This window comes from Aeromonas intestinalis (assembly GCF_054052485.1).
The window spans coordinates 84,842-98,235 of sequence record NZ_JBSTYK010000015.1 but is presented as its reverse complement, the minus strand read 5'-3'; the positions used below and the strand labels follow the sequence as shown (position 1 = coordinate 98,235).

Below are 13,394 nucleotides of genomic sequence, written 5' to 3'. Positions count from 1 at the left end.
GCTCAGGGTGTCAGCTCGGTCAGGGCCGCGACATTGACCGGCGCGCCGTAATCCACCTCCGGCAGGTCGAAGCCGTTGAGCCACATGAAGTCCCGCTTCAATCCGCCGAAATCCCCGAGACTCTGGAAATTGTCCGGCGTGACCTTGGACCAGAGAGCGGAGACGGCAGCCTGAATGGCCGGCTCCAGCTCATGATCGTCCATGCGGATCAAGCGGTTGCCATCGGCCACCACCCCCTTGGGGCCATACATCTTGTCGGCGAATAGCCGCAGCATCTGTTCGATGCAGCCCTCGTGCACGCCGCGCTCCTTCATCACCCCCATCAGCAGGCCGAGGTAGACGGGCAGCACCGGAATGTAGGCGCTCGCCTTGGTCACCAGCGCCTTGCACACCGACACCCAGGCATGACCACCGAGGGCTGCCAGCTGCAAATTGATGCTCTCGGCACTGGCATGCAGGTGCTCCTTGGCGTAACCGATGGTGCCGTCACGGTAGATGGGATAGGTGGATTCCGGGCCGATATAAGAATAAGCCACCGCCTGCACGCCTTTTGCCAGACAATCCGCCTGCTGCAGCGCCTGTAACCAGAGCTGCCAGTCCTCTCCCCCCATCACGGTGACGGTGTCGCGGATCTCCTCCGGACTGGCCGGCGCCAGGGTCTGCTGCACCAGGGCCTCCTGCTCCAGATCCAGGCCCCAACCGGTAAATGGCTGGCCCGTGGTCTTGAGTACGGAACGCACCTGGGTGCCATCAGGCATCACCCGGATGCCGCTCGCGAGGGAATAGACCACCAGATCCACCTGCCCCAGTTGCTGGCGGATGACATCGATGGCCTGCTGGCGCATGGCATCCGAGAAGGCGTCGCCGATCAGGTTGACGGCGATACGCCCCTCCTGCTCCGCCGCCTGGCGAAACCAGATGTTGTTGTACCAGCCCGCACTGCCGAGCCCTTTTTCCGAGGGGCCTCGCTCGAACGAAACACCAACGGTGTCGGCCCCTGCCCCGAAGGTCAGGGCGACGCGCGACGCCAGGCCGAACCCGGAAGAGGCTCCCAGCACCAACACCCGTTTTGGCCCGTCGAAACGGCCCGCCGCCCTGACGCTGGCGATCTGCTGGGCGACGGCGGCACGGCAGCCGATGGGGTGGCAGTTGCGGGCGACACAGCCCTGGATTTGTGGACGAATAATCATGGGCATCTCTCCAAACGAGGGGATCAGGCGGCGGGCCATCCCTATCCGGCCCCGGGTGGGATCATCATAGACGGCTTCGACGAAGAAACTGGCTACAGCATAACCATGGCGAGGTGACAAACCTTGATGCGAACGGGGATAAACGGAAAAAAGGGGCAGAAAAACAAGAGGGAGCACGAGGCTCCCCAAAGCGGTATTCAGATGCTTTTTGTTGTTTTGTGTTCATTGCGAAGCACGGGCACATCCTATTCCCCTGATCTTGTCACGGCAATAGGCTGGCGTGATCGGCCTCAAATTTCTGGCTAATTTATATGCAACCCGCAAATGGGGGCGGCAAGCTGGCTTCACAGGACGCCCGTGCCAATGCCCCACATTGTGACGACGAGGTCGTTTTAGTTTCAGCAGACATTGGTATAGTGGACTCAGGATCGATGAGGAGAACTCCCATGAATGGAACCTATTACAAACACGTACTGGCCGCGATCGACCTGTCGGAAGACAACCGCAAGGTGATCGAGAAGGCGGTCGACCGGGCCTGCTCCAACGGTGCCAAGCTGTCGGTGATCCATGTGGATGTGGACCTCAAGGATCTCTACACCGAGATGATCGATATCGACATCGACAACGTGCAGGATCAGGTGATCGCCGAAGCGAAAGAGAAGCTGGAAGCCTTCCTGGCATCCGTGGACTACCCCATCGAGAAGAAGCTGGTGATCTGCGGCGATCTCAGCGAGCGGGTCAATCAGGCGGTCAAGGATTACCAGATAGACCTGCTGGTGTGCGGCCATCGCCAGAGCTTCTGGAGCCTGCTCACCTCGAGCGCGCGCCAGCTGATGAACACTGTCCCCTGCGATCTGCTGGTCGTCCCCTTGCAGAAGTGATCAAAGGGGCGTAGCTTGATTGACCATGAACACGATCGCTTTTAATCACAACAACTGGTGGTGCTGCTTTTAACAGGCGGCACTGCTTTTCTATGTGATATTGACGACAGAAAACACCGTGACCGCCGAGAGGCGGTCATTGTTTTTGTGTCCCATGTCGCCTCCCGGCCCACCCCCAACTGGAGAGAGTGACATGCACAACCCCATCATACTGACCGGCGATCGCCCCACCGGCAAACTGCACATAGGCCACTACGTCGGCTCCTTGCGCCAGCGGGTGGAAGCCCAGACCCATTACCGCCAGTTCGTGATGATCGCCGACCTGCAGGCCCTGACCGACAACGGCCACAACCCGGCCAGGGTGACCGACAACGTGCTGGAGGTGATGGCCGATTATCTGGCCGCCGGTCTGGATCCCGCCCGTACCACCTTCTGCCTGCAGAGCGCCCTGCCCGCCCTCGCCGAGCTCACCTGCTACTACCTCAACCTGGTCAGCGTCGCCCGGCTGGAGCGCAACCCCACGGTGAAGGCCGAGATCCAGCAAAAAGGGTTCGAGCGCAGCCTGCCCGCCGGCTTCCTGGTCTACCCGGTCAGTCAGGCCGCCGACATCACGGCGTTTCGCGCCACCCATGTGCCCGTGGGGGAGGATCAGCTGCCCATGCTGGAGCAGACCAACGAGATAGTGCGCCGCTTCAACACGCTGGTCGGCAAAGAGGTGCTGACCGAATGCCAGCCGATCCTGAGCGACACCGGCCGCCTGCCCGGCATCGACGGCAAGGCCAAGATGTCCAAGTCCCTCGGCAACACCATAGAGCTCGGCATGTCGGCGGATGAGGTGAAACAGGCGGTGTTTGCCATGTATACCGACCCCAATCACCTCAAGGTGAGCGATCCCGGCCAGGTGGAGGGCAATACGGTGTTCGCCTATCTGGATGCCTTCCACCCGGACAAGGCCCTGGTGGCGCAGATGAAGGCCCACTACCAAGGCGGCGGCCTTGGCGACATGCGCTGCAAGCAGGTGCTGAACGACTGCCTGCAGAGCCTGCTCACCCCCATGAGAGCGCGCCGCCAGGCCGCCATCGCCGACAAGGGTCAGCTGCTGGCGCTGCTGCACAGGGGCACCCAGCAGGCCCGCACCCTCACCGACGAGGTGCTGGCCGAGGTCAAGGGAGCCATGGGGCTGGATTACTTCGCCGGGTTGCGCTGAGCCGCTGTGCCCAGGGCCGCCTCGCCGTAGCGTTCGAAGGCGAGCAGGTGCAGCAGGCTCTTGAACCAGCGGATCGCCTCGTCGTGGGCGCTCAAGGGGTGGCCCGCCATCAGGTAGACGATGGGGATGGCGGGCTCCAGCTGATGAAGTCGCAGCGGGTAATAACGGCAGAAGTGGCGCCCGATCATCTCCGGCACCACCACCAGGTAGCGGCCGGTCGCCATCAGCTGGGGCACCGCCATGAAGCTCGGCAACCTGGCCCCCAGCTCCCGCGCGACCCCGAAACGGGCCAGCCAGAGTTCCACCATGGCCTGACTGTGACCCCAGCTGGAGGTGTAGATATGGGGGCGGCTCACCAACTCCTCCGGCCCCAGCTCCTCCGGCAGAGCGCTACCGAGCGGTGACAGACAGACCAGGGGATTGGTGAACCACTCTTCGCGCCACAAGCGGGGGGAGAGGTGGTTGGCATCGGCAAAGCCGATCACCAGATCCAGCTCCCCTTTCTCCAGCTCCCGCTCATAGTCGCTGTTCGCCAGCTCGCACACCTCCAGTCGGCAGGCGGGCGCCAGCTGGTGCATGCGCTCCACCAGGGTCGGCACCAGGCCGTGCTCCACCGAGCCCGGGGTGGCGATGCGAAACACCCGCTGGGCACTGGCGGGCTCGAAGCCCTTTGCCTGCCGCAAGCCCTGCTCCAGCATGGCCAGCGCCTGGCGCACCGGCCCCGCCAGCGCCTTGGCGCGATCCGTGGGCATCATCTCCCGCCGACTCATCACGAACAGGGGATCGTCCAGCGCCTGTCGCAACCGGCCGAGAGCGTGGCTGACGGTGGACTGGGAGAGATGCAGCCGTTCGGCGGCACGGGTGACGTTGCGCTCCTGCATCAGCATGTCGAACACGGTGAGCAGGTTGAGGTCGAGGCGGGAAAGGGGCTGTTCCATCGATAAGGGCCATAGTCGGATGACGACAATTCATTTAAGGCATAGTAGCAGATTGCATAGAATGCGCGGGCAAATACCATCGGAGATTAAAATGCGTAGCTATCTGTTGTTGCTGGCGATCGGCCTGTTGTGGGGCTCCCAGTTCATCTTCATGCACCAGGCCGTGGCCGAATTGCCCCCCATCATGGTGGCCGCCATTCGTGCCCTGTGCGGCAGCCTGACCCTGGGCCTGCTCTGCCTGTTCATGCGTCTCAAGAGCGAGCATACCCGCTGGCGCACCTATATGTGGATCGCCCTGCTCGATGCCACCATCCCCTTCATCATGGTCGCCTGGGGTCAGCAATACGTGGACAGCGCCATCGCCGCCGTGGTGATGGGTTGTATCCCCTTTGTCACCATCTTGATGGCACCGCTGTTGGTTTCCGGTGAAAAAATCACCAAGGGAGGCCTGATCTCCGTGGTCATCGGCTTCATCGGCGTGCTGGTACTGTTCTGGCCGAAGCTCTCCAACGGCATGGATGCGGGCCTGCTCGGCGCCGTCGCCATCCTGTTTGGCGCCAGCTGCTTCGCCATCGGCCTGCTGATGATCAAGCGTTTCGCCAAGGACCACCCCGTGGTGGTGGCCCGCAACATCCTGATCTCCTCCGCCGTGCAGTTGCTTGTGGCAGCCCCCTTCGTCACCGATCTGGGCGCCCTCACCCTGCCGAGCAGTCAGGCCATCAGCGCCGTCGTGGTACTGGGTGTCTTCTGTACCGGTCTGGTCTACTTCCTCTACATGGCGCTGATCCAGAAGGCGGGCCCGACCTTCGCCTCCTTCAGCAACTATCTGGTGCCGCTGTTCGGCGTCATGCTGGGTGCCCTCTTCCTCGGCGAGCAGATCCAGTCCACCACCGGTGTGGCACTGGCACTGATCCTGGGTTCGGTCGCCCTCAACCAGTGGGCCCAGCAACGCCGTATCCAGCGGGAGGCGGCCCTATGTCAGGCATCCTGACCACCCTGTGTGGCGGTCTGGTGCTGATCGCCGGCTGGCAGTACAAGCACCGGCTGGCCGGACTGCTCGGCCTGCTGATGCTGACCCTGCCCTGGCTGTTCGACAGCAAGCTGCAGGCCATGCTGAGCTACGCCCTGAGTGCCTGAGTGCTCCGTCTGATTGTGTGACCAGAGTGTATCTCTCTGTTTTTTGGGACCGTTTTAAAAAAAACCTCCGATTTGTCCCTTCAACCGGCGCCCTGCGCCGGTTTTTTTATCCCTGCCTCCCGGCGCATCACACCCTGTAGCGATAGCTCAGTCGCTCGTTTTTGCGCGGGCCGGTGATCTGCCATCCCAGCAGAAAACCGTCGGCGGTCAGGGACAGCTCGGCGCTGTAGTGATCCTGCCCACACAGGTGCGCCTCGGCAGTGAGCCAGCGGCCATCCGGCCCGGGCTGCAGCTCGAACAGCAACACGGGTGCCTCGTGGCGTAGATGGGAGAGGCTGACGCCCCCCTCGACGCGCTGCCACCAGAAGCTGTTGTGCATGGCAAGCGCCTTGCCATGCGGGGTGAGATAGCGCCCCTGTTCGGCAAACAACCAGCCCCCCTGATGATCGGTCACCCGCACCACCCCCTCGCCCCGCCCATTCCAGTCGGTGGCGGATCCCGCCCCGTTACTCGCCTCGAAGGCAAATGATCCGATCTGTGGCAGCAAGCCCCATAAACGCTGGATCGCGACGTCCAACTCGGCCATCATAGCGCCCTCCAAATTGACAACTGACGACATTTCAATCACATGAACTACTTGATAGGGGTTACCCTGCTCTGGTCATTCTCTTTCAGCCTGATCGGGGTCTACCTCGCCGGCCAGGTGGATGCCTATTTCTCCGTGCTGACCCGCATCGCCCTCGCCAGCCTGGTATTCCTGCCCTTCCTGCGCCGCCGCTGGCTGCGCCCCGATCTGGTGGCCAAGCTGATGGCCCTCGGCGCCATCCAGCTCGGCATCATGTATCTGTTCTATTACCACTCCTTCCTGTTGCTGACGGTGCCGGAAGTGCTGGTGTTCACCATCTTCACCCCCATCTACGTGACCCTGATCCATGATCTGCTGGAGTCCAGGTTCAAACCCACCTACCTGTGGGGCGCCCTGCTGGCGGTGCTGGGGGCGGCCGTGATCCGCTTCGATGGCCTGACCGAGAGCTATGTGATGGGGTTCCTGGTGGTGCAGGGGGCCAATATCTGCTTCGCCCTCGGCCAGGTCGGCTACAAGGTGCTGCTGGCACGGGAGCAGGAGCAGCCGCCCCAGCTCGCGGTGTTCGGCTGCTTCTATCTCGGGGCCCTGGTGATTGCCCTGCCCGCCTGGTGGCTGCTGGGGCAACCCCAGTATCCCACCAGCAACCTGCAGTGGGGCATCTTGCTCTGGCTGGGGGTGGGGGCATCCGGGCTCGGCTACTTCCTGTGGAACAAGGGGGCGACCCTGGTCAGCAGCGGTGTGCTGGCCATCATGAACAACGCCCTGATCCCGGCGGGTCTGCTGGTCAACCTGGTGCTTTGGGGCAAGGACACCGATCTGCTCAGGCTCAGCCTGGGGGCCGTGCTGATGCTGGCCTCCCTCTGGATCTGCCAACGCCAGCCGGTTCGTGGCGCACAGTGACCATGAGTCAACCGATGGGCCTGCTGATGCAGGCCCTCTTTTTACCCACCAACCTCAGCCGGTGAGTGAGCACTGACTAAAAATCAGCCGACGACGGCGTTGTGCTCCCGTTTGGCCTGACCATGACAGGAGGCCAGACGCGCCAGCAGGTGATCGATCTGCTCGGCATTCTGGCTCTGTACCAGACCGATGCTGACGGTCACCGGCCGCTCCGGCAGCAGGCTGGCGTCGGCGATTTCGAGGCGCAGCCGCTCGGCGATCTCCAGACCGCTCAGCCGATCGGTCTGGGACAGCATCAGGATGAAGCCATCTTCATCCCAGCGGGCGAAGGGGTCTTCCCGGCGCAGCTCGTGGCGCACGATGCGCGCCAGCTTCGCCATCATGGCGTCACAGGCCACCTCGCCAAACAGCTGCAGGATCTTGCTGCGGTGATCCACGGTGAACTGCAGCAGGCAGAAGCTGCCACTCTCGCTGGCGAGCCGCTCATCCAGCAGCAACTCGAAGTGACTGCGGCTCTCCAGCCCGGTGAGGGGATCCGTATCGTGACGACTCTCCTCCTGAGGCACCGCCGGGTCCAGGTGGCGCACCACCCCCAGCAGCTCCCCCCGGGCATTGCGGCGTACCCGCTCCTCCAGTCGCACATAGTGGCCCTGATGATGCAGGATACGATACTCGAGGCGCAGCCCCTGGTTGTGCCCCGCCTGACAAGCCCGAATGGCGTCGGCCAGCCGGGTGCCATCGTCCGGATGCACCCGCGCCAGCCAGCCGAGGTCATCCAGGGCATTGCCCTCCAACCCCAGCAGTTGCAGGCAGGAGGGATCACGCCTCAACCCCTGCTCCGCCGACCAGGTCCAGATCCCGGCCTCCAGCATCGCCATCGCCTCTGTCATCAGGGACGCATCGAGCCGGGTTACGGCCTCTGTCCAGGGGGTCTCATACCTTTCCATCAATTGCCTCAATACCGGATTTGAATATCTGCTCAATAAGTAACATTGGCCCTTGTGCCGAGCAACCGTCTCGGCCCGCTTTTCCCTGTTAACCCGCCATCGACGCCAGTCGGCCCGGCGTCACGCCATGGGGCCGCAAGGCTATCGGGTTCAGCCTGCCTTTCCCTGATAACCCTCCATCAGCGCCTGCCAGTTTTCCGGCACGAAATGGAAGCTGGTATGGAGCTGGGACTCCTTGTTGAAGGAGCGCAACAGCCGCTCCAGATTGGCCTGCTGCCAGCTGCCCGGCGCGCGGATGGCGCCCTTGTCGAAATCGATCACCCACACCTTGCCCTCCTTGTCGAGCAGCAGGTTGTGGCTGTTGAGATCCGCATGATAGACGCCCGCATCGTGCAACTGCTTGATGGTCTTGCCGACCTTGTGCCACACCTCGCAGGGAATGGTGCCCTGCTTGAGCAGGGCCACCAGATCCTTGGCGCCACGAATGCGCTCGATCAGGATGTCGGCGCGATAGAAGGGGCCCTGCTTGGCCATGCGGGCCGCAAAGGGGCGGGGCACCGGCAGCCCCTGCTCGCTCAGGGTAGCCAGCAGGCTGAACTCGGCCATGGCCCGGCTGGTCTCCACCCCTTCGAACCAGAAACGATCCCGCACCACCTTGCCCACCATGCCGCCCCGGTAATAGTGGCGCAGCACCAGATGACGGGACTCATCCTTCACGAACCAGGTCACCCCGCGGCCGATGGAGGAACCCACCACCTGTCGATGGGTCTGCCACCAAGCCGGATCGAACAGGGCGGGAGAAGGGTCACGAAATACCCCTTCGGCATACCAGCAAGTCTGGTTCTGGACTGTCTGTGTCAACATTATCAAGGTTCCGATCGATAGTGAGCGCGGTGTGATGGGTGCGCACGTCCTGCAGGAGGGCCTGCCGGGCAGGGTTGGCGCAATTTTACAATCCACAAGGGAGTTTGCATAATGCCATCCATCCATTCTGCCACCCTTGCGCCACATCATGCCGTTGTTCCAAACGCCACCATCCTCCCTCTGCATCCTGCGGCTCTCCGCCATCGGAGACTGCTGCCACGCGCTGGCGCTGGTACGCGTCATCCAGCGGGAGTGGCCTGCAACCCGCATCACCTGGATCACCGGGAAAATCGAAGCGACACTTTTTGCCGACCTGCCCGGGGTGGAGGTCATCGCCTTTGACAAAAGCAAAGGCTGGCGTGGCTATCGCGAGCTGTGGCAGCAGCTCAAAGGACGCAGGTTCGATGCCCTGCTCCACCTGCAGGCTGCTCTGCGTGCCAGCATCGCCACCCTGGGCATCAAGGCCGATATCAAGCTCGGCTTTGACAAGGAGCGCGCCAATGATGGTCAGTGGTTGTTCACCAACCATCGCGTGCCCTCTCCCGACTCTCCCCATGTGCTCGACGGCTTCCTCGCCTTCGCCAGGGAGCTCGGCATCCGGGACCTGACCCCGGACTGGCAATTGCCCATCAGCCAGGAGCATCTGGCCTGGGCCAGGGAGAAGATCGCCGGCAAGCCCACCCTGCTCATCTGCGCCGCCGCCAGCAAGGCGTTCAAGAACTGGACCGCTGAGGGCTATGCCGCGCTGGCAGATCACGCGGTCAGCAAGGGTTTTCAGGTCTATCTGTGCGGCGGCCCGGCCAAACTGGAGCGGGATCTGGCCGCGCAGATCCAGCACCTCAGTCACAGCAAACCGGTGGATCTGGTGGGACAGACCAACCTCAAGCAATTGCTGGCACTGATCAAGGAAGCCAGCCTGGTGCTGGCGCCGGATACCGGCCCCACCCACATGGCGACCCTGGTGGGCACACCGGTCATCGGCCTCTACGCCCACCACAACCCGGCCCGTACCGGCCCCTATCTGTGCCGCGACCATGCGGTCAGCGTCTATCAGGAGCTGATCGAGCAGGAGACCGGCAAGCCGCTGGCGGAGCTCGACTGGCGTACCCGCCTCAAGGATCCGGACGCCATGGCCAAGATAAGCAGCGAGCGGGTCATCGCCGCCTTCGATCGGATCTGCGCGGCCTATGGGATGCCGACCGGACAGAAACTCGAAAATCCCGAAGAGTGAGGCAGGGATAACCTGCTGGCCGTCCCCGTCCGGGCGAGGCAGAATCCCGGCTTGTGGGTAACGCTCCCGCAGCAAGCTACGAATACTTTGATCGGCTGGAATATGATTCCGGCCGTTTTTTTATCCGCAGCCATCTGCTAAAATTCGCCGCCTTTACATCCTCCCGGCTCCAACTTTTCCGCGTTTTGCGAGCGACTGTCTCCCTTTCGGGCACAAGACGGCGGCCTCTGCTACAACCAAAACACGGCAACGCTTAAAGGTACAGACATGGCGCAACAAGGCACCCTCTATATCATCTCCTCCCCGAGCGGGGCGGGTAAGTCCAGCCTGCTCAATGCCTTGCTGACCCAGCATAACGACGCAGGCAAGATGCAGCTCTCCGTCTCCCACACCACCCGCGCCACCCGTCCGGGCGAAGAGCACGGTGTGCACTACCACTTCGTGGCGGTGGAGGAGTTCAAGACCCTGATCGAGCGCGGCGATTTTCTGGAGTGGGCCGAGGTGTTCGGCAACTACTACGGCACCTCCCGCGCCGCCATCGAGGCCTGCCTTGCCCGTGGCATCGACGTCTTCCTCGACATCGACTGGCAGGGTGCCCGCCAGATCCGTGAACAGATGCCGACCAAGTCCATCTTCATCCTGCCTCCGAGCCGGGAAGAGCTGGAACGTCGCCTCGTCGGCCGCGGCCAGGACAGCGCCGAGGTGATCCGTGGCCGCATGGAGAAAGCCATTGCCGAAATGGTGCACTACGACGAGTATGACTATGTCATCATCAATGAAGATTTTGAGCAGGCACTGTTCCAGCTCAGAGCCATCATCGAGTGCCAACGGCTGGAATTGCACCACCAGCAGCAGGCCCAACAAAACTTGCTGCAACAGCTACTGGCAGAATAGGCCAAAAACAAGTAAACTTTTGCGTCATTTTTAAACACCGCTTTTTTAAACCGAGAAAGCCCAAACACTGGAGTCCTGCATGGCACGCGTTACTGTAGAAGATGCTGTAAAACAGGTAGGTAACCGTTTTGACCTGGTGCTGGTCGCCGCGCGCCGCGCCCGTCAAATCGCGGTACAAGGTAAAGATCCCCTGGTCGACGAAGAGAACGACAAGCCGACCGTGATCGCCCTGCGCGAAATCGAACTGGGTCTGGTGAACAACCAGGTGATGGACACCCAGGACCGTTACGAGCAGCAAGAGCAGGAAGCCGCCGAGCTGGCTGCCGTTGCTGCCATCGCCGAAGGTCGCGGTTAAGTTATCTTGCTGGTCGGCCCCCGCCCGGGTGCCGACCGCTCTCCCCCATTTACAACCGCTCGAAAACCTCGCAAACTCAGGGGCATACCCTCAATTTCACGGATTGCCGTATCACCGCTGCGGGGACTGTCTTGTATTTATTTGAAAACCTTAAAGAAATAGCCAGTTCCTACCTGCCACCCGAGCAGGTCGAGAAGCTCAGGCAAGCCTATGTGGTGGCCCGTGACGCTCACCAGGGACAGATGCGTTCCAGTGGCGAGCCCTATATCACCCACCCGGTTGCCGTCGCCCGTATCCTGGGGGACATGCGTCTCGATCACGAAACCCTGATGGCCGCGGTGTTGCATGACGTCATCGAAGACACCCCCGTCACCAAGGACGATCTCGCCGAGCTGTTTGGCAATGCCGTGGCCGAGCTGGTCTCCGGCGTCTCCAAGCTCGACAAGCTGAAGTTCCGCGATCGCAAAGAGGCCCAGGCGGAGAACTTCCGCAAGATGATGATGGCCATGACCCAGGACATCCGGGTCATCCTGATCAAGCTCGCCGACCGCACCCACAACATGCGCACTCTGGGCTCGTTGCGCCCGGACAAGCGTCGCCGCATCGCCCGCGAGACCCTGGAGATCTTCGCCCCCATCGCCAACCGCCTCGGCATCCACACCATGAAGAACGAGCTGGAAGAGCTCGGCTTCGAGGCGCTCTATCCCATGCGCTCCCGGGTGCTGCGGGAATCGGTGCGTCGCGCCCGTGGCAATCGCCGGGAGATCATCGACTCCATCCACAGCGAGATAGAGGGACGACTGCGGGAGGCAGGCATCGACTGTCAGGTGAGCGGTCGCGAGAAGAACCTGTTCTCCATCTACAACAAGATGGAGAAGAAAGAACTGCAATTCCATGAAGTGATGGATATCTATGCTTTCAGGGTGCGAGTGAAAGACATAGATACCTGCTACCGGGTGCTTGGACAGATGCACAGCCTCTACAAGCCCCGTCCCGGTCGCTTCAAGGATTACATCGCCATTCCCAAGACCAACGGCTATCAGTCCCTGCACACCTCCCTGGTCGGCCCCCACGGGGTGCCGGTGGAGGTTCAGATCCGCACCGAATTCATGGATCAGATGGCCGACAAGGGGGTTGCCGCCCACTGGGCCTACAAACAGGATGGCGACAGCTCGGGCACCACGGCCCAGATCCGCGCCCAGCGCTGGATGCAGAGCCTGCTGGAGCTGCAACAGAGCGCCGGCAGCTCGTTCGAGTTCATCGAAGGGGTCAAGACGGACCTGTTCCCCGACGAGATCTACGTGTTCACCCCGGAGGGCCGCATCATGGAGCTGCCCGCCGGCGCCACCCCGGTGGATTTCGCCTACACGGTGCACACCGACATCGGCCACGCCTGCGTCGGCTCCCGGGTCGACCGCCACCCCTATCCGCTGAGCAGCCCGCTGCACTCGGGCCAGACGGTGGAGATCATCACGGCCCCCGGTGCCCGCCCGAACGCGGCCTGGCTCAACTTCGTGGTGACCACCAAGGCCCGCTCCAAGATCCGCCAGTTCCTGAAGAACCTGCGCACCGAAGAGTCCGTGGTGCTGGGTCGTCGCCTGCTCAACCACGCCCTGGGAGCCAAGAACATCGAGGACATCCCGGAGCCGCGCATCAAACAGGTGCTGGCCGATACCAAGCACGAAAACCTGCAGGGCCTCTTGGCCGATGTGGGACTTGGCAACGCCATGAGCGTCATGGTGGCGCGCCGCATGCTGGGGGATGAGCTGCCGCCGGAAGAGCAGCCGAAATCCACCAGCAAGAAGATGCCGATCAAGGGTGCCGACGGCATGCTGGTCACCTTCGCCAACTGCTGCCGCCCCATCCCGGGGGATGCCATCATCGCCCACATCAGCCCGGGCAAGGGACTGGTCATCCACCAGGAGTCCTGCCGCAACATCAAGGGCTACAGCCGCGAGCCGGACAAGTACCTGCCGGTGCAGTGGGAAGTGGACAAGGAGCAGGAACAGGAGTTCCGCACCGGCATCAGCATCGAGATCATCAACCACCAGGGTGCGCTGGCGGAGCTGGCCAACGTGATCGCGGCCACCGGTGCCAACATCCACGCCATCAGCACCGAGGAGAAGGATGGCCGTGTCTATCTGGTCACCCTGCTCATCACCACCCAGAGCCGGATCCACCTTGCCAACATCATGCGCAAGATCCGGGTGATGCCCAACGTGCTCAAGGTGAGCCGACAGAAGAACTGAACACAGGCGGCGCAA

14 protein-coding genes are annotated in these 13,394 nt (G+C 62.3%); 9 read left to right on the top strand and 5 right to left on the bottom strand.

Features of this window, described 5'->3' with window-relative positions:
- Nucleotides 1-2: 2 nt before the first annotated feature.
- A complete protein-coding gene (fabV, locus tag ACW5W7_RS17710) occupies nucleotides 3-1,190 on the bottom strand; it encodes an enoyl-ACP reductase FabV (protein WP_456502538.1) in 1,188 nt (395 codons plus the stop codon).
- A gap of 446 nt (nucleotides 1,191-1,636) precedes the next feature.
- Between fabV and ACW5W7_RS17705 the strand changes: the two genes are divergently transcribed.
- Both ACW5W7_RS17705 and trpS read left to right on the top strand, forming a co-directional pair.
- Nucleotides 1,637-2,071, top strand: coding sequence for a universal stress protein (locus ACW5W7_RS17705; protein WP_456502537.1), 435 nt, complete (start codon nucleotides 1,637-1,639; stop codon nucleotides 2,069-2,071).
- Nucleotides 2,072-2,264: 193 nt separating this feature from the next.
- Nucleotides 2,265-3,278 (top strand): tryptophan--tRNA ligase, encoded by a 1,014-nt coding sequence (gene trpS, locus ACW5W7_RS17700; protein WP_456502536.1) that lies wholly within the window; start codon nucleotides 2,265-2,267, stop codon nucleotides 3,276-3,278.
- Here the strand turns inward: trpS and ACW5W7_RS17695 are convergent.
- Nucleotides 3,257-4,216: a LysR substrate-binding domain-containing protein gene (locus ACW5W7_RS17695; RefSeq protein ID WP_456502535.1), complete on the bottom strand. Its 960-nt coding sequence runs from the start codon at nucleotides 4,214-4,216 to the stop codon at nucleotides 3,257-3,259. The two genes, trpS and ACW5W7_RS17695, sit on opposite strands and share 22 nt — an antisense overlap.
- 91 nt (nucleotides 4,217-4,307) lie before the next feature.
- Here ACW5W7_RS17695 and ACW5W7_RS17690 point away from each other — a divergent pair, with 91 nt between their 5' ends.
- Complete coding sequence (locus tag ACW5W7_RS17690) at nucleotides 4,308-5,207, top strand: DMT family transporter (RefSeq protein ID WP_456502534.1); 900 nt, start codon at nucleotides 4,308-4,310, stop codon at nucleotides 5,205-5,207.
- Nucleotides 5,192-5,353 carry a hypothetical protein gene (locus ACW5W7_RS17685; protein WP_349920480.1) on the top strand — a complete coding sequence of 54 codons (162 nt, stop codon included), beginning with the start codon at nucleotides 5,192-5,194 and terminating at the stop codon, nucleotides 5,351-5,353. Before ACW5W7_RS17690 ends, ACW5W7_RS17685 begins: the two co-directional genes overlap by 16 nt.
- A 127-nt stretch (nucleotides 5,354-5,480) precedes the next feature.
- Here the strand turns inward: ACW5W7_RS17685 and ACW5W7_RS17680 are convergent, their stop codons facing one another.
- Complete coding sequence (locus ACW5W7_RS17680; RefSeq protein WP_349922602.1) at nucleotides 5,481-5,939, bottom strand: DUF6314 family protein; 459 nt, start codon at nucleotides 5,937-5,939, stop codon at nucleotides 5,481-5,483.
- 42 nt (nucleotides 5,940-5,981) lie between these two features.
- Between ACW5W7_RS17680 and ACW5W7_RS17675 the strand changes: the two genes are divergently transcribed.
- The gene (locus ACW5W7_RS17675; RefSeq protein WP_349920479.1) at nucleotides 5,982-6,839 is read left to right on the top strand and encodes a carboxylate/amino acid/amine transporter; all 858 of its coding nucleotides are present in this window, start codon (nucleotides 5,982-5,984) and stop codon (nucleotides 6,837-6,839) included.
- A gap of 83 nt (nucleotides 6,840-6,922) precedes the next feature.
- Here ACW5W7_RS17675 and ACW5W7_RS17670 read toward each other — a convergent pair whose 3' ends face one another.
- Together ACW5W7_RS17670 and ACW5W7_RS17665 are read right to left on the bottom strand one after the other, a co-directional pair.
- A complete protein-coding gene (locus ACW5W7_RS17670; protein ID WP_434664853.1) occupies nucleotides 6,923-7,786 on the bottom strand; it encodes a diguanylate cyclase domain-containing protein in 864 nt (287 codons plus the stop codon).
- A gap of 150 nt (nucleotides 7,787-7,936) precedes the next feature.
- A complete protein-coding gene (locus ACW5W7_RS17665; RefSeq protein WP_349920477.1) occupies nucleotides 7,937-8,650 on the bottom strand; it encodes a 3-deoxy-D-manno-octulosonic acid kinase in 714 nt (237 codons plus the stop codon).
- A gap of 148 nt (nucleotides 8,651-8,798) precedes the next feature.
- Here ACW5W7_RS17665 and ACW5W7_RS17660 point away from each other — a divergent pair, with 148 nt between their 5' ends.
- The 4 genes from ACW5W7_RS17660 to spoT all read left to right on the top strand — a co-directional run bounded on the left by ACW5W7_RS17660 (nucleotide 8,799) and on the right by spoT (nucleotide 13,379).
- Nucleotides 8,799-9,881, top strand: coding sequence for a glycosyltransferase family 9 protein (locus ACW5W7_RS17660; protein WP_456502533.1), 1,083 nt, complete (start codon nucleotides 8,799-8,801; stop codon nucleotides 9,879-9,881).
- 267 nt (nucleotides 9,882-10,148) lie between these two features.
- Nucleotides 10,149-10,775 carry a guanylate kinase gene (gmk, locus tag ACW5W7_RS17655; RefSeq protein ID WP_456502532.1) on the top strand — a complete coding sequence of 209 codons (627 nt, stop codon included), beginning with the start codon at nucleotides 10,149-10,151 and terminating at the stop codon, nucleotides 10,773-10,775.
- A 79-nt stretch (nucleotides 10,776-10,854) separates the two neighbouring features.
- Nucleotides 10,855-11,130, top strand: coding sequence for a DNA-directed RNA polymerase subunit omega (gene rpoZ, locus ACW5W7_RS17650; RefSeq protein WP_005307060.1), 276 nt, complete (start codon nucleotides 10,855-10,857; stop codon nucleotides 11,128-11,130).
- A gap of 131 nt (nucleotides 11,131-11,261) precedes the next feature.
- Nucleotides 11,262-13,379: a bifunctional GTP diphosphokinase/guanosine-3',5'-bis pyrophosphate 3'-pyrophosphohydrolase gene (spoT, locus tag ACW5W7_RS17645; RefSeq protein WP_456502531.1), complete on the top strand. Its 2,118-nt coding sequence runs from the start codon at nucleotides 11,262-11,264 to the stop codon at nucleotides 13,377-13,379.
- Nucleotides 13,380-13,394: the final 15 nt, after the last annotated feature.

What these genes read in the sequence shown, in the direction of transcription:
- ACW5W7_RS17695 (WP_456502535.1), bottom strand. Translation starts at nt 4,216, where the DNA reads ATGGAACAGCCCCTTTCCCGCCTCGACCTCAACCTGCTCACCGTGTTC.
- ACW5W7_RS17660 (WP_456502533.1), top strand. Translation starts at nt 8,799, where the DNA reads ATGCCGTTGTTCCAAACGCCACCATCCTCCCTCTGCATCCTGCGGCTC.
- ACW5W7_RS17705 (WP_456502537.1), top strand. Translation starts at nt 1,637, where the DNA reads ATGAATGGAACCTATTACAAACACGTACTGGCCGCGATCGACCTGTCG.
- ACW5W7_RS17680 (WP_349922602.1), bottom strand. Translation starts at nt 5,939, where the DNA reads ATGGCCGAGTTGGACGTCGCGATCCAGCGTTTATGGGGCTTGCTGCCA.
- ACW5W7_RS17685 (WP_349920480.1), top strand. Translation starts at nt 5,192, where the DNA reads ATGTCAGGCATCCTGACCACCCTGTGTGGCGGTCTGGTGCTGATCGCC.
- ACW5W7_RS17675 (WP_349920479.1), top strand. Translation starts at nt 5,982, where the DNA reads ATGAACTACTTGATAGGGGTTACCCTGCTCTGGTCATTCTCTTTCAGC.
- trpS (WP_456502536.1), top strand. Translation starts at nt 2,265, where the DNA reads ATGCACAACCCCATCATACTGACCGGCGATCGCCCCACCGGCAAACTG.
- rpoZ (WP_005307060.1), top strand. Translation starts at nt 10,855, where the DNA reads ATGGCACGCGTTACTGTAGAAGATGCTGTAAAACAGGTAGGTAACCGT.
- ACW5W7_RS17665 (WP_349920477.1), bottom strand. Translation starts at nt 8,650, where the DNA reads ATGTTGACACAGACAGTCCAGAACCAGACTTGCTGGTATGCCGAAGGG.
- ACW5W7_RS17690 (WP_456502534.1), top strand. Translation starts at nt 4,308, where the DNA reads ATGCGTAGCTATCTGTTGTTGCTGGCGATCGGCCTGTTGTGGGGCTCC.
- gmk (WP_456502532.1), top strand. Translation starts at nt 10,149, where the DNA reads ATGGCGCAACAAGGCACCCTCTATATCATCTCCTCCCCGAGCGGGGCG.
- ACW5W7_RS17670 (WP_434664853.1), bottom strand. Translation starts at nt 7,786, where the DNA reads ATGGAAAGGTATGAGACCCCCTGGACAGAGGCCGTAACCCGGCTCGAT.
- fabV (WP_456502538.1), bottom strand. Translation starts at nt 1,190, where the DNA reads ATGATTATTCGTCCACAAATCCAGGGCTGTGTCGCCCGCAACTGCCAC.